Source organism: Streptomyces sp. NPDC034085, assembly GCF_055575555.1.
In genome coordinates, this window is sequence record NZ_JBVISL010000003.1 from 186,370 (window position 1) to 202,309 (window position 15,940).

18 protein-coding genes are annotated in these 15,940 nt (G+C 72.9%); 9 read left to right on the forward strand and 9 right to left on the reverse strand.

The window, feature by feature from the left end; genetic code table 11:
* The first annotated feature begins 278 nt into the window (after nucleotides 1-278).
* Complete coding sequence (locus ACZ501_RS11110) at nucleotides 279-980, forward strand: NAD(P)H-binding protein (protein WP_468794219.1); 702 nt, start codon at nucleotides 279-281, stop codon at nucleotides 978-980.
* A gap of 25 nt (nucleotides 981-1,005) precedes the next feature.
* Here the strand turns inward: ACZ501_RS11110 and ACZ501_RS11115 are convergent, their stop codons facing one another.
* The 3 genes from ACZ501_RS11115 to ACZ501_RS11125 all read right to left on the reverse strand — a co-directional run bounded on the left by ACZ501_RS11115 (nucleotide 1,006) and on the right by ACZ501_RS11125 (nucleotide 3,690).
* Nucleotides 1,006-1,488 (reverse strand): DedA family protein, encoded by a 483-nt coding sequence (locus ACZ501_RS11115; protein ID WP_361603996.1) that lies wholly within the window; start codon nucleotides 1,486-1,488, stop codon nucleotides 1,006-1,008.
* Between the two features lie 260 nt (nucleotides 1,489-1,748).
* Nucleotides 1,749-2,486, reverse strand: a complete 738-nt coding sequence (locus ACZ501_RS11120) for a dienelactone hydrolase family protein (RefSeq protein ID WP_468794222.1) — start codon at nucleotides 2,484-2,486, stop codon at nucleotides 1,749-1,751.
* An 85-nt stretch (nucleotides 2,487-2,571) separates the two neighbouring features.
* Nucleotides 2,572-3,690 (reverse strand): alpha/beta fold hydrolase, encoded by a 1,119-nt coding sequence (locus ACZ501_RS11125; RefSeq protein ID WP_468794225.1) that lies wholly within the window; start codon nucleotides 3,688-3,690, stop codon nucleotides 2,572-2,574.
* A 97-nt stretch (nucleotides 3,691-3,787) separates the two neighbouring features.
* Here ACZ501_RS11125 and ACZ501_RS11130 point away from each other — a divergent pair, with 97 nt between their 5' ends.
* On the forward strand, nucleotides 3,788-4,510 hold the full coding sequence (locus tag ACZ501_RS11130; protein WP_468794228.1) for a TetR/AcrR family transcriptional regulator: 723 nt from the start codon (nucleotides 3,788-3,790) through the stop codon (nucleotides 4,508-4,510).
* Nucleotides 4,511-4,795: 285 nt separating this feature from the next.
* On the opposite strand, the gene ACZ501_RS11135 is transcribed toward ACZ501_RS11130, so the two are convergent.
* Entirely contained in the window at nucleotides 4,796-4,957 is a 162-nt protein-coding gene (locus ACZ501_RS11135) for a hypothetical protein (protein ID WP_046495796.1), read from the reverse strand.
* Between the two features lie 165 nt (nucleotides 4,958-5,122).
* Between ACZ501_RS11135 and ACZ501_RS11140 the strand changes: the two genes are divergently transcribed.
* The gene (locus tag ACZ501_RS11140) at nucleotides 5,123-5,902 is read left to right on the forward strand and encodes an SDR family NAD(P)-dependent oxidoreductase (RefSeq protein WP_468794231.1); all 780 of its coding nucleotides are present in this window, start codon (nucleotides 5,123-5,125) and stop codon (nucleotides 5,900-5,902) included.
* Nucleotides 5,903-5,953: 51 nt separating this feature from the next.
* On the opposite strand, the gene ACZ501_RS11145 is transcribed toward ACZ501_RS11140, so the two are convergent.
* A complete protein-coding gene (locus ACZ501_RS11145) occupies nucleotides 5,954-6,535 on the reverse strand; it encodes a hypothetical protein (RefSeq protein WP_468794234.1) in 582 nt (193 codons plus the stop codon).
* Nucleotides 6,536-6,652: 117 nt separating this feature from the next.
* On the opposite strand from ACZ501_RS11145, the gene ACZ501_RS11150 reads away from it, so the two are divergent.
* A complete protein-coding gene (locus ACZ501_RS11150) occupies nucleotides 6,653-7,471 on the forward strand; it encodes a M15 family metallopeptidase (protein ID WP_468794237.1) in 819 nt (272 codons plus the stop codon).
* Nucleotides 7,472-7,533: 62 nt separating this feature from the next.
* On the opposite strand, the gene ACZ501_RS11155 is transcribed toward ACZ501_RS11150, so the two are convergent.
* Nucleotides 7,534-7,896 carry a subtilase-type protease inhibitor gene (locus tag ACZ501_RS11155; protein WP_468794240.1) on the reverse strand — a complete coding sequence of 121 codons (363 nt, stop codon included), beginning with the start codon at nucleotides 7,894-7,896 and terminating at the stop codon, nucleotides 7,534-7,536.
* Between the two features lie 575 nt (nucleotides 7,897-8,471).
* Here ACZ501_RS11155 and ACZ501_RS11160 point away from each other — a divergent pair.
* Both ACZ501_RS11160 and ACZ501_RS11165 read left to right on the forward strand, forming a co-directional pair.
* Nucleotides 8,472-8,951 carry a lamin tail domain-containing protein gene (locus tag ACZ501_RS11160; protein ID WP_361604020.1) on the forward strand — a complete coding sequence of 160 codons (480 nt, stop codon included), beginning with the start codon at nucleotides 8,472-8,474 and terminating at the stop codon, nucleotides 8,949-8,951.
* A gap of 174 nt (nucleotides 8,952-9,125) precedes the next feature.
* Entirely contained in the window at nucleotides 9,126-9,719 is a 594-nt protein-coding gene (locus ACZ501_RS11165) for a DinB family protein (protein ID WP_468794243.1), read from the forward strand.
* A 69-nt stretch (nucleotides 9,720-9,788) separates the two neighbouring features.
* On the opposite strand, the gene ACZ501_RS11170 is transcribed toward ACZ501_RS11165, so the two are convergent.
* Nucleotides 9,789-10,781, reverse strand: coding sequence for an alpha/beta hydrolase family protein (locus ACZ501_RS11170; protein WP_361609600.1), 993 nt, complete (start codon nucleotides 10,779-10,781; stop codon nucleotides 9,789-9,791).
* Nucleotides 10,778-11,701 (reverse strand): zinc-binding dehydrogenase, encoded by a 924-nt coding sequence (locus ACZ501_RS11175; protein ID WP_468794246.1) that lies wholly within the window; start codon nucleotides 11,699-11,701, stop codon nucleotides 10,778-10,780. The genes ACZ501_RS11170 and ACZ501_RS11175 overlap by 4 nt, the downstream gene beginning before the upstream one ends.
* A gap of 89 nt (nucleotides 11,702-11,790) precedes the next feature.
* On the opposite strand from ACZ501_RS11175, the gene ACZ501_RS11180 reads away from it, so the two are divergent.
* Both ACZ501_RS11180 and ACZ501_RS11185 read left to right on the forward strand, forming a co-directional pair.
* Entirely contained in the window at nucleotides 11,791-12,750 is a 960-nt protein-coding gene (locus ACZ501_RS11180; protein WP_361609596.1) for a LysR family transcriptional regulator, read from the forward strand.
* 97 nt (nucleotides 12,751-12,847) lie between these two features.
* Nucleotides 12,848-13,465, forward strand: coding sequence for an ATP-dependent endonuclease (locus tag ACZ501_RS11185; RefSeq protein WP_361609594.1), 618 nt, complete (start codon nucleotides 12,848-12,850; stop codon nucleotides 13,463-13,465).
* Between the two features lie 89 nt (nucleotides 13,466-13,554).
* Here the strand turns inward: ACZ501_RS11185 and ACZ501_RS11190 are convergent, their stop codons facing one another.
* Nucleotides 13,555-14,244 carry a DUF6882 domain-containing protein gene (locus ACZ501_RS11190; RefSeq protein WP_468794249.1) on the reverse strand — a complete coding sequence of 230 codons (690 nt, stop codon included), beginning with the start codon at nucleotides 14,242-14,244 and terminating at the stop codon, nucleotides 13,555-13,557.
* A 206-nt stretch (nucleotides 14,245-14,450) separates the two neighbouring features.
* Between ACZ501_RS11190 and ACZ501_RS11195 the strand changes: the two genes are divergently transcribed.
* The gene (locus ACZ501_RS11195; protein ID WP_361609590.1) at nucleotides 14,451-15,935 is read left to right on the forward strand and encodes an aldehyde dehydrogenase family protein; all 1,485 of its coding nucleotides are present in this window, start codon (nucleotides 14,451-14,453) and stop codon (nucleotides 15,933-15,935) included.
* The last annotated feature ends 5 nt before the right edge of the window (nucleotides 15,936-15,940 follow it).

The window sequence follows — 15,940 nt, forward strand, 5'->3', positions numbered from 1 at the left end:
CAGATCTTGGTGATCGGTGATCACTCAAACCGTGGACATGACTGCGGCCCGCACTCCTTCGGCTGCGCCCCGAGGCGCAGAGGGAAAAGAGACGGACCGCTGGGGCTCGATGATCTCACGGGGCTCGAAGGCGGGCAACGGGTTCTGCCGTACGGGCAGTACGTACTCCAACCGCTCGCTCCCCGCCGCGGCTTGGAGATGCGCCGGGGTGGCCGTACGGATGTGACATCCTGCGGAGAATCCGGCGGGCCGGCCGCCGGCGGCGGAAAGGACCCCCCGTGACCCGCAGCGCGCTCCTGGTCGGAGCCACCGGACTCGTCGGCGGACAACTGCTCGCGCGGCTGCTGCGCGACCCGCGCTACGACCGCGTCACCGTGCTGGCCCGCCGCCCGCTCGGACTCGAACACCCGCGGCTGGACGCCCGGGTGGTGGACTTCGCCAAGCTCGGCCCCGACGACCTCCCGGCCGGGCAGGGGGGCGAGACGGACGTGTACGGCGCGCTGGGCACCACCATCCGGCAAGCCGGCTCGCAGGAGGCCTTCCGCGAGGTGGACCAGCACCACACCGTGCGCGTGGCCGAGTTGGCCCGGGACGCGGGAGCCGAGCGCATCGCCGTGGTCTCCTCGGTCGGTGCCGGATCCGGCTCCCGGACCTTCTACCTGCGCGTCAAGGGGGACATGGAGGCGGAGGTGACGGCCCTGGGCTACCGGCAGACGGAGTTCTTCCGGCCCTCCTTCATTCTCGGCCGCCGCCCCTCGCACCGCCGGGGCGAGGGCCTGGGCAGTACCGCCGCGACCGTGCTGGCGCCGCTGCTGGCCGGGCCCGCCCGCCCGTACCGGCCGGTGCCGGCGGGGAGGCTGGCCGCGGCGATGATCGCCGCCCTGGCCGAGGACCGGCCCGGGGTCCGGGTCCGCACGCACGACGACTTCCTCGTCCTCGCCCCGGAACCGGCCGCCGCTGCCGCTGCCGACCGGGCGTAACCGCGGCTCCGGGGCCGGGACGGGCTCACGCTTCCTCGGCCGCGACGTCACCGGAGGTCGGGGCCGCCCGTCGTCTGCGGTACACCAGCACCCCGCACACCGCGAGGAGGAGAACGGCCACGGCGGACACCCCGAGGGCCGTCCGCTCGGCGAAGAGCCTGCCCAGCACTTCGAGCACGCCGAGCCCTGCGGTCGCGTAGATCAACGCCCAGGCCGCCCCGCCCACGAACAGGGCGGGGAGGTAGCGGGGCAACGGCATGCGCATGCTGCCGGCGAGGAAGTTGGCGGCGGTCTGGAATCCGACGGTCAGGAAGGAGACGGCGACCACCGGCGCACCCCACCGCTGGATCGCCCGCTCGGCGCGCCGGAACTTCGCCGAGGAGATCCTCCCGGCGAGCCTGCTGCGCCGGGCACCGGCGCCGGCGAGCCACCCGACGGCGAACGTCCCTCCGGCACGGAGCAGGACGATGGCGTACAGGGCTCCGGCCGTGAGCGCGATCTTATCCACGACGCCTCCTCCCGAGCGGCGCGACGGATGCCGGCACGGGCGTCCGGCTCCCACGGGCGCACGACGCGCGCGAAGCCCGGTCACCGTCTCTCATCTGCATCCTGCCCCTGCCCGTTCCATCCCTCCGGATCACCGCCCGCGGCGCCGGAACCCGACACCTGTCACATCGCAGGCAAGGTAAGCCTAACCGAACACAAATACGGGGAACAGGACTCGGGCTGGTCCGGAAGCGGCGGGCCCGGACTGCCGAGGACCCGTTCTCACCTCAGGTGGCGGGTGAAGAACCGGGCTGCGGCATCCCCCGCGGACTGCGGGACGCCGGTGTGGCCGCCCACGTGGGCGTGGAGGGACTTCTCCTCCGAACCGAAGGCGTCGAACAGGTCCAGGGCCGCTTGACGGTCGTTCCCTTCGTCGTCCCACTGCAACAGGACGTGCAGCGGAACGGTGACCCGGCGGGCCTCCTCGAACATGGCACGAGGTACGAAACTCCCGGCGAAGAGTACGGCGGCCGTGATGCGCGGCTCGACCACCGCGAGGCGGACGCCGATGGAGATCACTCCCCCGGAGTACCCGACCGGGCCGCCGATCCCGGGCAGCGCCAGGAGGGCGTCCAGGGCCGCCTGCCATTCCGGGACCGCCTTGTCGACGAGCGGGAGGACGAGCGCATCGATGATCTCGTCGCCGACCGGCTCGCCGGCTCCCACGGCCCGGCGCAGGTCGGCGCGGGCTTGCTCGGCGGCGTCAAACCGGGGCCGGTCGCCGCTTCCGGGAAGCTCGAGGGTGGCGGCGAAGCCGTCGGCCACGGCGCGCCGGGCCCGCGCCACCAGCCGGGGGTACATCCTGCGCAGTCCGAGCGGGGGGTGGCCGAGCAGGATCAGCGGCACCGGTGCGGGTGTGGATGCGGGCGCCCAGAGGATGCCGGGGATCTCGCCGAGGGTGAACTCGCGCTCCAGGACGTTGCCGTCGAGGCGCTGCTCAGAAGTGAAGTGCACGGTCATGCCTTTCGGGAGTCAGCAGTGGGCGCGGTGGTCCGCCAAACGGTTTCCCGCCCCGGGCTCCGTGGCCGGGCGCCGGCGGCAGTCGTCAGCCCGCCGATCCGCTACCCGGCCGGACGGGTGCGGCGGCCGCCGGCTCCGGGGCGACCACCGCCGGCCGCACGTGGGCCAGCAGGAGCTCGAGGAATCGCTCCGGCCGGCGGAACGCCGCGAAGTGGCTGCAGTCGTCGATCAGTGCGAAGCCCTTGACCGGGGCCTGGACGTCGTCGAAGAAGCGGCGGACGAGGGCGGGCGACGTGAGGACGTCCTTCTCGCCCTGGAAGACGAAGAACGGGATCGCGAACCCGGTGCCGTCGGCCCAGTCGTCGAACCCCGACGGGCCTGCGGCGACCTGCTCCGAGAAGCGCATGCCCTTGAGGAAGTACGTCAGCTCGCGCAGCGAGTGCAGCGGCGAGAGCCACAGGGACCCCATGACGACCTTCTTCATCGTGTCCAGGGTCAGCGGGTCGCTGGTCGCCGCCAGCTTGGCGTACATCGCGCGCTCGCGGGCGCTCCAGCGGTGCCGGTCGGCGTCCAGGGCCTGGACGGCCGCGAGTTCCTTGTGCTTTCCGGTCGCCCGGAGCCGTGTGAGGAACGCCCGGTGGACGGAGTCGTCGCGGCCGGAGTCGTGGATGTTCTGGTCGGTGCCGACGTACGCGCAGTAGCGCTCGGGAAACTCGCGGGCGAGCCGCAGGCCGAAGACGCTCCCGTAGGAGTGGCCGAGCAGGACGACCTTGTCGACGCCGAGGCGGGTGCGGATGTGGTCGGTGACCTCGACCGCGTCCGCGTAGATCCGTTCGAAGGTCATCTCGCCCTGTCCGTCGGCGCCTCCGCGGCCGAGGGTCTTGAGGGTGCCGCGCATGTCCCAGCGGACGATCGTGAAGTGCTTCTCCCAGGACCGGGTGCGCGGCCCGAAGATCGCGGTCGAGGCGCCGGGACCGCCGTGCAGTTCCAGGACCACCGGGTTGGCCAGGTCCTCGCCGCGCACCGAGATCCACTGATCGATGCCGCCGATGCGGACGAAGCCGCTCTCGTCGATGCCGTTCCGGCTGTCGATCGTCATGGCGGAGGCGTTCCGGGATCGCTTCAGGGCGCGGTGGCCGAGGAGTCCGGCCGCGGGTGCGGCGAGGAGTGCGGCTGCGGAGGTGGCGAGGACTACTGCGATCACGATGGCTCCCCAGAACTGTATATGTCGTAAGCAGTTAGATATACGATATAAACAGTTAGTGCGTGGGACGTCAACAGGTGACGGTGAGGAGTGGGAGATGAGCCGGAAGCCGGCGGGGAGCCAGGGGGGCGCGAAGGCGAGCTTCGCGCTGCTGTGGGGCGAACAGGGACAGCCGAGCCGCGGGCCGAAGCCTTCACTGACCGCGGGCCGGATCGCCGGGGCCGCGATCCGGATCGCCGACGAGGAGGGTCTGGACGCGGTCTCGCTGGCGCGGATCGCCAAGGAATTCGACGTCACCGCGATGGCCCTCTACCGGTACGTCCCCGGCAAGGCCGAACTCGTCGATCTGATGGTCGACCTCGCGATCGGCCCGCCGGTCCCCGTAGCGGACATCCCCGGCGGCTGGCGCCCTCAGCTGACCGAGTGGGCGCGCCAGTGCTCGGCCGTGTACCGCCGCCACCCGTGGATCCTCGCGGCCACCGGCATGCGGCGCCAGATCATGGGCCCCCACCAACTCGGCTGGCTGGACACCGCGCTGGCCGCACTGGCCGGGACCGGCCTGTCGGCCGCCCAGCGGCATGAAACCTTCCTGCTGCTCGTGGGCCACATCCGCAACATCGCCCAGCAGACGGCCGACCACGACGAGGCGGAGAGCGAGGAATGGGCCCGCCTGACGGCCGACGTCGTGAAGCGCCACGCGGACCGCTTTCCCGCGCTCACGTCAGCGGTCGCGGAGGGCGCCTTCGTCCCGCGGGGCGGGGACCCGCTCGACTTCGGCCTGCAGCGGATCCTGGACGGCGTAGCGTCCCTGCTCCCCTGACCCGAGGGGCGCGGCTGCCATGCCGAGCGTCAGGCCCCAGGGGGGGTTGCGTCGACCGGGTCACCGCCGATCGGGCTCCACTGCGGCATCAGGGGCCGGGACGGCCGTCGATCCTGGAGGTGAGCAGGTTCCCTGCTGCGTCACGGCGACCGCCCCGGCTGACTCCCCGGATACCCGCCGCGTCCGCTTTCACCCCGTCAGGTCCATTTCCGCTACGGGGTACGGCGGCATGACAGTGGCCTGCACCCCCCTTCGGGAGGGGTGCAGGCCACAGGCGCCGTGCGGCTACCAGCGGTACCAGCGGCCGCTGCCGCCCTTGGGACGGGCGACGAAGCCGATCAACCACAGAACCAGAACCGCGATGGCGACCCACCAGAGGACCTTCACCGCGAATCCGGCACCGAAGAGGATCAGAGCGAGCAGAAGAACGAGAAGCAGGGGAACCATAGTTATCAACCTCCGAAGCGCCTTCTGCCCGGCCGTCCCTCGTCCATGCGTTCCATCCTTATGTGTTTCTTACTCGCAAGGGCGGGCATGAGAACGCCCGCGTCCGGGGCCTCGTGCGTTCGCCCCGGACGCTGCCGTCGTCACCGCGCGGTCTAGGGTGCGGGCATGAGCTCACACAGCTACCTCTCCGAACTGTTCGCGCTGGACGGCCGGGTCGCCCTGGTGACGGGTGGCAGTTCCGGCATCGGCCGGGCCATCGCCGGGGCTCTGGCGCGAGCGGGGGCGAGCGTGGTCGTCGTGGCGCGCAAGGAGCCGGAACTGGCCGCCGCGGTCGACGAGCTGGCGGCGGACGGCTGCCGAGCGGCCTGGGTGAGCGCCGACCTGGGCACCCGCGACGGGGTGCGCGCGGCGGCGGAGAAGGCGGCGGAAGTGTTCGGGGAGCCGGACATCCTCGTCAACAGCGCGGGGATCAACCTGCGGCCGCCGATGGGCGAGCTGGGCGATGAGGTGTGGGACGCCACGATGGCGGTGAACCTGGAGGCGCCTTACCTGTTGGGGCAGCGGTTCGGGCCCGGCATGGCCGAGCGGGGCTTCGGGCGCATCATCCACATCACCTCCCAGCAGGCGCACCGGGCGTTCGTCCAGAGCGGCGCCTACGGGGTCTCCAAGGGGGCCCTGGAGTCGCTGGCCCGCTCTCAGGCCGAGGCGTGGTCGCCCTACGGCGTCACCTGCAACGCGCTGGTGCCCGGCTTCGTCATGACGCCGCTCAACGCGCGGCTGGCGTCCGACCCGCAGAAGGTGGCGGCGCTGGCCTCGCGCACGATGGTCGGGCGCAACGGCCTGGCCGAGGACTTCGCCGGAGCGGCGGTTTTCCTGGCCGGCCGCGCATCCGGTTACGTCACGGGGCAGACGATCTTCGTCGACGGCGGGTTTTCCGTCCACTGAGCCGCGCCGGGCACCCCGGCCGGGGTGCCCGCCGGCGTGCACGTCCGGCTCTCAGAAGAGGTCCAGGACATCCACCCAGGTGCCGTCGCCCGCAGTGCGGGCCCGTACCGGGCGCGGCTGCGGGTAGGTGGCCGCCGCGGCCCTCGCGCGGACGACCTCCGGCCCGCCGCACGCCGCGACCGCGAAGGCGCCGAAGACCTTGGCGAAGGCGGCCGGATCCCGGAACTCCACGCCGAAGGCCCGGCCGTCGTTCAGCGGCACCCACACCACCCGGTCGACCCGTATCCACTCCGACACCGGCTGGTCGTCCGCGGTCGACCGCCCCTCCAGCCACAGCCGCGCCACGTGCAGGAGGTTCACCTCCCCCATCGGTAGCCGCTTGCGCCGGACGCGCAGTTCGGACGCCGTCAGCGTGACCTTCTGGTCCTTCTTCGAGTACCAGACGACGCCGATCCCGCAGGGCACCCACAGCAGGACCCCGATCACCGGCCAGACGAGAGCGTCGCCCCACGATCGGAGCAACCCGCCGTCCAGCAGGCTCAGGGCCCCGAAGACCAGAACCCACTTCGCCGTCATCCGCCAGAACCCCGTGCCCTGCCGGTACAGGACCCGCCGCTTGCTTGTCATCGTCATACCGGCACGCTATCCGCCGGACGGACCGGAGAGCCGGGGCGTACCTTCCGTGGGAGCGGACGAGAAGACGGGTAGACCGAATCCCCGACAGACCGGCTCAGGCCAAGGGAGAACTCCATGACCATGTCCATGGCGCGGCTCGCGGTGACCACGGCGGTGACGGCCGTGTTCGCGGCGACCTCGACCCCCGGCGCCGGCGCCGCCGTCCGTCCGCCGGAGCCCCGGGCGCCGAGGGAGTTCGTCTCGCTGCGCTCCGTCGATCCCACGATCATCCAGGAGATGCGCTACGTGTCGGCGCACAACTTCATCGGCGAGCGGATCGACGGCTACCGGCAGCCCGTCTGCATCCTGACGCGACCGGCGGCCGAAGCCCTGCACCGGGCCCAGACGCGCCTTCAGCCCCAGGGGTACTCGCTCAAGGTGTACGACTGCTACCGGCCTCAGCGGGCCGTCGACCACTTCGTACGGTGGGCCAGGGACCTGACCGACGAGCGGCGGAAGGCGGAGTTCTACCCGAGGGTCGACAAGTCGCGCCTGTTCGACGACGGTTACATCGCCGAGAAGTCCGGGCACAGCCGTGGCAGCACCATGGACCTCACGATCGTCCCGCTTCCGGCGGTGCCGGCGCCTGCGCCGAGGCCGGGGCAGGAGTCCGTCCCATGCTACGCGCCGCAAGCGGAGCGGTACCCGGACAACTCCGTGGACATGGGAACGGGCTTCGACTGCTTCGACACCCTGTCGCACACCGACGACCCGCGCGTCCGGGGAGCACAGCGCGCGCACCGCCGGCTGCTGAAGACGACGCTGGCCGCGGAGGGGTTCGTCAACCTGCCCGAGGAATGGTGGCACTTCACGTACAAGCCCGAACCCTTCCCGGACACCTACTTCGACTTCCCCGTCGCGCGCCGGTCGGTGGCCGGGCAGCACCGCCCGTGACGGACGTACGCCGGCGTATGCACGATTCCGGGTCACCCCCGTCCGGAGCAGCGCCGAGTGCGTCAGAACGCGTAGAGCGCGTTGCCGTTCAGGGTCGCGGACATCTCACACGCGTTGGGGAAGGTGTGGCTCCACGTGAGGTGGCGGCCGCGCCAGACGCCGTCCGCCGTGACCGTGACGGGGTCGTACTGCCGCGGGCAGGGGCGGTCCGGAAGCGGGGCGGCCAGCAGGCGGTCGAACTCGCCGCCCGTGGCGTTGAGGGCGTCGCACGCGGCCCTGGGGGCGGGGTGGGTGCCCTCGGCCGCGTAGGCGCAGCTGAGAACGGTCGCCCGCAGGACGGTGCCCGTTGCCGCGTCGGCCCCGCGGACCACGCTGAAGACCATGGCGGACGGGGAGGACGGGTTCGCGGGCTTGGCCTCCGCCACGCCCGTGGCACCGGCGAGACAGAGAAGAGCGGCGGCGGAGACTGCTGCTAAGCGGTGACGCACGACAACACTCGCTTTCGATTCGAAGGTGGAGGAGGCGCTACGGCTTCTGTGTGGCGCCGAAATGGACGTAGAACGACCATGTCAGAAGTGCAGGGCCGCCGCACATCGACGATCGAGATGCGGACACGCCGTTCGGTTATCGGAGCAGCGGGTGGGACCGGTCGACTGCCGCCGCCTGAGCGCAGGTCCACGTCCCGCACCTGCGCGCTGTACTGCCGACTCCGGTGTACCCGCCGGCGATTGTCGCCCCCATGGCGGCCGGGAGCAGTCCACCGCAGGGCCGTCCAGGGTGACCGGATCGATACGGTGCAGCGGGCGGCGCGGACACCCGCCCGCGCCGCAATTCCGCGCATAGTACGAAAATGCCCGCCTTGGGCAACACGGGCTGTTTTTGTTGATTTAGGAAGGAATCGGGTCCAGAGTGTGGCTCCTCGGCAGGACGCCGGGAACGTTCAGAGCCCGCCCGGCGTGCACGTGGCCGGGCCGGGCTGACTGTTGAAGGAGCCATCCTCATGTCTGCTTCTCTCGCCCCCCGCCGCGCCTTCGCCGGCCTCGTCGCCCTCGGCGCCCTGATCGGCGCCGCCGCGGTACCGGCCGCCGCCGACGACCACCACCACGGACACGGTCACGGCGGTCCGCGCTCCTCCGTCGTCATCGGCGAGGTCGAGAACGCCGGCCGCGGGCACGACAACCGCGCGCTGAACAGCGAGTGGGTCGAAGTGAAGAACACCGGCCGCCACAGCGTCGACCTGCACGGCTTCACCCTCACCGACAAGCAGGGCAACCGGTACCGCTTCCACGACTTCCGCCTGGACGGCCACTCCAGCGTCAAGGTCCACACCGGCAAGGGCCGCGACACCCGCCACCACCTCTACCAGGACCGCCGCCACCAGATCTGGGACGAGCGCGACACCGCCACCCTGCGCGACAACCGCGGCAACGTCATCGACACCGAGTCCTGGGGCCGCCGCGGGCACCACCACGGCCATTAGGCCGGATGCGGGAGCGGACGGCCGCTCCCGCCAGTGCGCCGCCGGCCACTGCGGGCCGCCACCGGACGACGGTGGCGGCCCGTCCCGCGCCGGTCGGCGCGGAGCGCGTACGGCAGTCGGCCGTGCGTCCGGAAACCCACGGCCGTTGTCAGCGGGTGGTGCGAGACTCGCCCCATGAAGCTCAACGACCCCAAGGACGACCTGCACCGCTACCTCAAGGCAGCCCGCGAAGCCGTCGTCTGGAAGCTCGACGGACTGTCCGAGTACGACGTCCGCCGCCCCCTGACACCGACCGGCACCAACCTCCTCGGCCTCGTCAAGCACCTCGCGGGCGTCGAGTTCGGCTACTTCGGGCCGACCTTCGGGCGCCCGCACGACGAGCCCCTCCCCTGGCACGCGCAGGACGCCGAGCCCAACGCGGACATGTGGGCGACCAGCGACGAGTCACGCGAGGACATCCTCGGCCTCTACCGCCGCGCCTGGGCGCACGCCGACGCGACGATCGAGGCCCTGCCGCTCGATGCGATGGGGCACGTCGCGTGGTGGGGTGAGGGCGGCGACGCGACGCTCCAGCGGATCATGCTGCACATGACGGCAGAGACGAACCGGCACGCCGGCCACTGCGACATCGTCCGCGAGCTGATAGACGGCAGGACCGGCATGCGGGAGGCCAACGGCAACATGGCCGGCGGTGACGCGGCCTGGTACCAGGAGTACTGGAACAGGCTGGAGGCGTCCGCCAAGCAGGCCCAGGCCGAACTGGGCTGATCGCGCCCTGGAGCAGCGGCTCGCCGACGACGGCGCCGTGCCCGACCGCCCGGCGGCCCGGAGGGTGGTTCAGGCCGGTGCCGCCGTCAGGGCATGCGTCATGTGGTCGGCGAGGCGGGGCAGCCAGTCCGCCCGGGCGTTGCCGAGGAGGTGGTCGCCGTGCGGGACGGCCAGGTGGGTGCCGTGCGGGGCCAGCCGGGCCAGGGGCTCGCCGTTCGTGACGCCGGGGATGACGTCCTGCCCTCCGTCCACGACCAGCAGGGGGGCCGCGATCCGGGGTGCCAGGGCGGAGAGGTCCACGTGCCCCGTGAAGGCGCGGGCGGCGTCGGGGCCCCCGGTGCGTCGGGCCAGGATGTCCCGTACCGGTGGGGGCAGTTGCCCCCAGTCGAGGCGGAAAGGGCCGCTGACGGTGGCGGCCGCGCGGACGCGCGGCTCCAGGGCGGCGGCGCGGGCGGCGAAGTAGCCGCCCAGGCTGAGGCCGACGAGGCCGATGCGCGCGACGCCGAGGGCGTCGATGACGCGGCCCACGACCTGCTCGTAGTCCGGCCGCAGGGTCGTCGTGTCCGCGAGGGCGCCCTGTCCGGGGCCGTCCACGGCGAACACGGCCAGACCCCTGGCCAGCAGCGCGGACGCCAGGTCGAGGAACTCCTCCTTGGCCGAGTCCAGGCCGGGGACGACGACCACCGTGGCGGGAGCATCGCCCGGGCCGCGCAGCCAGCCGGTGAAGCCGTCGCCGCTCACGCGTCGCGCCCCGGGCTCCAGCACGGTCAGCGCCCGGCCCAGGGCGCGGTCCGCTTCGGCTGCGGCCCGGGCCGCCTGCGGATGGGGCGCGAGCGTGGCGAGGTGGAACCACCGGGCCGCCATCAGCAGGTGCTCACCGGCGGACGCCGTCGATCCTGCCTGGTCGGCGCGCGTGAGGTGGGCCCGGGCGGTGGTGACCAGAGCCGGGCCCCAGTCGTCGACGGACGTGAGGGCGCCGGTGACGCGCCGGTACTCGTGGGGATCGACCCCCGCGCCGGTGGCGCGCGTCCACTGGGCGGCCGCGAACTCGTGGGCGTTCATCGCTCGGTTCCTCCGGTCAGCAGTACGGCCTTGCCGCGGATGCGGCGCTCTCGCAGGTCGACCAGCGTGTCGGCGGTCCGCGTCCAGTCGGCGGTCCGGCCGATCTCCGGGTGCAGCCGGCCTCGTTCCACCAGGCGCACCAGCGTCGCGAGGTCGGGACCGTAGGGGCCGCCCGCGTAGTGGAAGTGCTGGATCGTGACGCGCTCGGGTCCGTTCAGCACGTCGAAGAAGTCGAGGGTCACGGGCGTGCGGCTGGCCTGGCCGAACCAGACGAGGAGGCCGCCGGGGCGGACCGCGGACAGTGCGGCCGGCAGGGCGGTGCCGCCCGTGGACTCCAGGACCACGTCGAACGGGCCCCCGGCGTCGGTGATGTCGTGCACCACCTTCGCGCCCAGGTCCGCGAGCCGCTCGCCGCGCACCGGTGTGGCCGTCACCGCGGTCACCTCCGCGCCGGCCCCCGTGGCCAGCTCGGTGACGTAGTGGCCGACTCCGCCCGAAGCGCCGGTCAGCAGCACCCGCCGCCCGGCCAGGGAACCCGCCGTCCGCAGCAGGCGCAGCGCGGTGATCCCGGCCAGCGGGAGGGCCGCCGCCCGTACGTGGTCGATGCCGTCCGGGAGCACGGCGAGCGAGTGCGTGGGCACGGCCGCGTACTCGGCCCAACCGCCCTGCGCCGGATGCCCGACCACGCGGGTGCCGGTACCGGGGCCCGATCCGTCCGCCGCGGCCTGCACGACGAGGCCCGCGACGTCCTTGCCGGGCAGCCACCCCGGCGCGGGGTGTTCGAGGAGGAAGGTCTCGCCGCGGTTGGGTGCGAACGCCTCCACCTTGACCAGCGCCTCGTCCGGCCGCGGGAGCGGCTGGGCGACCTCGGCGAAGGCGACCGGTCGCGTCGTTTCCCCCGTGGGAATCAGTCTGTGCATGCCGCAGATGCAACACCGGGGGCCGCCCGGTGCTCCAACAACCGGAACACGACGCCGACAACCGGAAGTTGTCGCCTAAGGTGAGAGGCATGGATCTTGACGTGGCGCAGGTACGTGCCTTCGTGCGCGCCGCGGAAGAACTGCACTTCGGGCGGGCGGCCGGCCTGCTCGGCGTCTCCCAGCAGGCGCTGTCCAAGCGCATCGCGCGGCTGGAGTCCCTGCTCGGCACCCGGCTGTTCCAGCGCGGCGGGACCGGTGTCCGCCTCACCGAGGCCGGTGAGCGCTTCCTTTCGCCGGCCCGCCACGCCGTGACCGCCGCCGACGCGGCGGTCGCCGCGGTGACCGGGACGCGTCGGCCGCTGCGCGTCGACTTCTGGGGGCACCTCTACCAGCCGATGCGGACGCTGGCCCAGGTCGCCGCTCAGGCCGGAGAACTGGAGCTGGGGCACGGCCGCGATCTGCCGTCGGTGACGGAGGCACTGCTGCACGGCGACATCGACGCGGCCTTCGGCCGGGTCCACCCTCCGCTGGCCGCGGGGCTGGCACACCGGCTCATCCGCCTCGAACCCGTCGACGCCGTCATGAGCGCCGCCCATCCGCTCGCCTCCGAACGAGCGCTGCGGCCCGATCAGTTGCGCGACAGCGTGCTGTGGGCACCCGGCACGCTGGACCGCCTCGACTTCCTCCACCAGTTCGCCGACCGGTTCGGCATCCGGAGCACAGCCGCGGGCATCAACCTGGGACTCCCCCGCTTCCTCGCCGAGGTGGCCGAAGACCCGCGGCGCTTCTCGCTCCTGCCCGCCGACGTCCCCCTCCCGGACGTCCCCGGACTGTGCGCCGTCCCGCTGGTCGACCCCACGCCGCTGTACGCCTGGTCGCTGCTGTGGCGCACCGGCGACGAGCCCCCGGGGCTCACCCGCCTCACCGCCGCCTGCGCCGCGCGGGCGGGGCAGAGCCGGTGGCTGGAGTACCGCCCGGCGCGCGACTGGATGCCCGAACCGCCGACCGACCGTCCCGGGCGCCGGGAGGAACGCTTCGGGCACGGGTGAACGCTGCGTCCGGCGCCTGCCGGGGCAACGGCACGGCCGGTGATACCCGAGGGAAATTGCGTGCCGTGTCCGGCGGGCGGTGCAGCAGAATCGCCCCATGGCAGACATGGGGGTGTTCCGGACCGCGGTCAGCGGCTGGGCGGCGGGCGGTTGCGGTGCGGCGGCGAGGGAGGCGGCCGCGGCAGCGGGTGTCCGGACCGTGGTGCTGGTGGAAGGACCCAGCGACCTCGCCGCGGTCGAGACGCTGGCGGCGCGTCTGGGCCGGGCCCTGCCCGACGAGGGCGTCTGCGTCCTCTCCATGGGCGGGGCGATGAACGTCGGGCGTTACGCCGAGCTCCTGGGCCCGCCGGGGCTGGGGCTGCGCGTCACCGGGCTGTGCGACGCGCGGGAGCGGCCGTTCTACGACCGGGCCCTCGCCCGCGCCAGCGCATCTCGGCAGGAGGTCTTCGTCTGTGTGGAAGACCTGGAAGAGGAACTGATCCGCGCGCTGGGCGTGGCCGGGGTGGAGGCGATCGTGGAGGCCGAGGGCGAGCTCGCCCCGTGGCGGACCTTCACGCGTCAGCCGGCGCAGCAGGGCCGCGACCCGCTGCGCCAGATGCGGCGCTTCCTCGGTACCAGGAAGGGCCGCAAGATCCGTTACGGCCACCTCCTGGCGCGCTCCGTCGACCTCGGGCGCCTACCCGCCCCCCTGGGCGCCCTGCTCGCCTGCCTGTGAGCGGGCCGCACACCGGTACGGCCCGCCCGACCGCGTACGGACGGCGCCTGCCGCCCGGGGACGGTCGACGGCCAGATGCCGCCGGGTGATCAGGGGAGGACCTTGACCTCCACGCCGGCGATCCGGCCGAGGGCGTCGAAGCCGACCTCGGCCGCATTGCCGCCCGGCAGGCCGGCGACGATCCGGTCGCCCTCCGTACGGTGGGGCACGCCGTGGTGGTCGAAGTAGCCGCCGACCACGTGCCGGGCCGAGTGGCCGATCAGGCCGGCGCCGCTGAGCAGGGTCCGCGGCAGGGTGACCGGATCCAGCGCGGCGCGCGGGACCCGGGGGTCGTCGGGCAGGAAGTAGACCCGGGTGCCCGGTCCGGCCGGAAGCCCCATGTAGCCGGGCGCCTCGGCCACCCCCATGCCGGTGAAGGCGAGCATCTCGGCGGCGCGCCGCGGGTCTTCGAAACCGGACAGGTCCACGGCCTCCGCGGTCAGTTCGGGTATGCCGTGCGCGCGCCCGTACCGCTCGATCGCCGCGGTCAGGGCGACGACCTCGCTCCCGCGCAGGCCCGGGTTGGCCCAACCCCACATCCAGGACCGCTCGTCCGTGTCGTAGGTGCCCAGTACGGCCGCCCGCAGCTCCAGTCCGCCCTGCCGGTACAGGCAGGACGGCAGGTCGGCGCTCCACGGCCCGTCGGGCAGGAACGCGTTCAGGGCTTCGAGCTGGGCCGCGCCCCAGGCGGCGTGCCGTTCGGCCTCGAGGAGGAAGGGTTCGCTGAACTCGCTGATCATGCCCCGACCCTACGAGGCTGCCGCGCCGGCGCCCAAGCGGTACCGGCGCCCGGGCGCATCGGACGGCCTCGCCGGACGGGTCACTCGGCGTGACTCCCGTCACTTCCCGTTACGGAAGGGGCATGTGGGACGAGCGGCAGGGCAGGGGGGCCGAAGCAACGCATCGCGGGCGAGCCGCGGTGTCGGAAGCGGAGGTACAGCGCGTCGTGTCCGAGGACAGAACCATCCATATCGCCGGAACCTGGAGGTCTGCGGTCTCAGGAGCCACCCGTGAGGTCCTGGACCCGGCGGACGGGAGCGTCCTCGCGCTCGTCGCCGAGGGCGGCACCGCGGACACCGACGCCGCCGTCGGCGCCGCCCGGGCCGCCTTCGACGGCGGCGAGTGGCCCCGGACGCCGGTGACGGAGCGCGCCGCCCTGCTGCGCCGCACCGCCGAGCTGCTCCAGCGCGACCGCGAACGCATCGCGCTGCTGGAGAGCCGGGACGCGGGCAAGACGCTGGAAGAGGGGCGCGTGGACGTGGACTGCGTCAGCGACGCCTTCCGCTACTTCGCGGACCTGGTCGCCGGTGAGAGCGCCGGACGCGTGGTCGACGCGGGCTCCCCCGACATCCACAGCGTCGTGGTCCACGAGCCGGTCGGGGTGTGCGCGCTGATCACGCCGTGGAACTATCCGCTGCTCCAGGCCAGCTGGAAGATCGCCCCGGCCCTGGCTGCGGGCAACACCTTCGTCCTCAAGCCGAGCGAGATCACCCCGCTGTCCACGGTGGAGCTCATCCGCCTGCTGGCGGAGGCCGGTCTGCCGGCCGGTGTCGCCAATCTGGTGACGGGCGCCGGTGACCCCGTCGGCGCCCGCCTGTCGGCCCATCCCGATGTCGACCTCGTCTCCTTCACCGGCGGCCTCGCCAGCGGTACGAAGGTCATGCGCGCGGCTGCCGACTCCGTCAAGAAGGTCGCCCTGGAACTCGGCGGCAAGAACCCGAACGTGGTCTTCGCCGACGCCTGTGCCACCGCCGAAGGCTTCGACACCGCCGTCGACCAGGCCCTCAACGCCGCCTTCATGCACAGTGGCCAGGTCTGCTCCGCCGGCTCCCGGCTCATCGTCGAGGAGGGCGTGGCCGAGCGCTTCGTCGCCGAGCTCGCCCGCCGCGCCGACCGGATCCGCCTCGGCCGCGGCACCGACCCGGGCGTCGAGTGCGGGCCCCTGGTCTCGGCGGCCCAGCTGGCGCGGACGCAGGAGTACGTGGAATCGGCCCTCGCCGAGGGCGCGGTGCTGCGCTCCGGCGGCTCCCGCCCGGACGGACCCGGCTACTTCTACCGCCCGACCGTCCTGGACGGGTGCCACCGGACGATGCGGGTCGTGCGGGAGGAGGTCTTCGGGCCGGTGCTGACCGTCGAGACCTTCCGTACCGAAGACGAGGCCGTCGCGCTCGCCAACGACACCGAATACGGGCTCGCCGGCGCGGTGTGGACCGCCGACCAGGGCCGGGCGCGCCGGGTCGCGGGCCGACTGCGCCACGGCACGGTCTGGATCAACGACTTCCACCCCTACCTGCCGCAGGCGGAGTGGGGCGGCTTCGGGAAGTCCGGCACCGGACGCGAGCTGGGCCCGGCGGGTCTGGCCGAGTACCGCGAGACCAAGCACGTGTACCAGAACCTCGCTCCGCGCCCCGTGCGCTGGTTCGCTGGCTGAAGGAG

Coding starts and splice junctions, on each gene's coding strand:
- ACZ501_RS11120 (WP_468794222.1), bottom strand. CDS start 2,486: ATGACCGTGCACTTCACTTCTGAGCAGCGCCTCGACGGCAACGTCCTG.
- ACZ501_RS11130 (WP_468794228.1), top strand. CDS start 3,788: ATGAGCCGGAAGCCGGCGGGGAGCCAGGGGGGCGCGAAGGCGAGCTTC.
- ACZ501_RS11135 (WP_046495796.1), bottom strand. CDS start 4,957: ATGGTTCCCCTGCTTCTCGTTCTTCTGCTCGCTCTGATCCTCTTCGGT.
- ACZ501_RS11140 (WP_468794231.1), top strand. CDS start 5,123: ATGAGCTCACACAGCTACCTCTCCGAACTGTTCGCGCTGGACGGCCGG.
- ACZ501_RS11145 (WP_468794234.1), bottom strand. CDS start 6,535: ATGACGATGACAAGCAAGCGGCGGGTCCTGTACCGGCAGGGCACGGGG.
- ACZ501_RS11150 (WP_468794237.1), top strand. CDS start 6,653: ATGACCATGTCCATGGCGCGGCTCGCGGTGACCACGGCGGTGACGGCC.
- ACZ501_RS11160 (WP_361604020.1), top strand. CDS start 8,472: ATGTCTGCTTCTCTCGCCCCCCGCCGCGCCTTCGCCGGCCTCGTCGCC.
- ACZ501_RS11165 (WP_468794243.1), top strand. CDS start 9,126: ATGAAGCTCAACGACCCCAAGGACGACCTGCACCGCTACCTCAAGGCA.
- ACZ501_RS11170 (WP_361609600.1), bottom strand. CDS start 10,781: ATGAACGCCCACGAGTTCGCGGCCGCCCAGTGGACGCGCGCCACCGGC.
- ACZ501_RS11175 (WP_468794246.1), bottom strand. CDS start 11,701: ATGCACAGACTGATTCCCACGGGGGAAACGACGCGACCGGTCGCCTTC.
- ACZ501_RS11180 (WP_361609596.1), top strand. CDS start 11,791: ATGGATCTTGACGTGGCGCAGGTACGTGCCTTCGTGCGCGCCGCGGAA.
- ACZ501_RS11185 (WP_361609594.1), top strand. CDS start 12,848: ATGGCAGACATGGGGGTGTTCCGGACCGCGGTCAGCGGCTGGGCGGCG.
- ACZ501_RS11190 (WP_468794249.1), bottom strand. CDS start 14,244: ATGATCAGCGAGTTCAGCGAACCCTTCCTCCTCGAGGCCGAACGGCAC.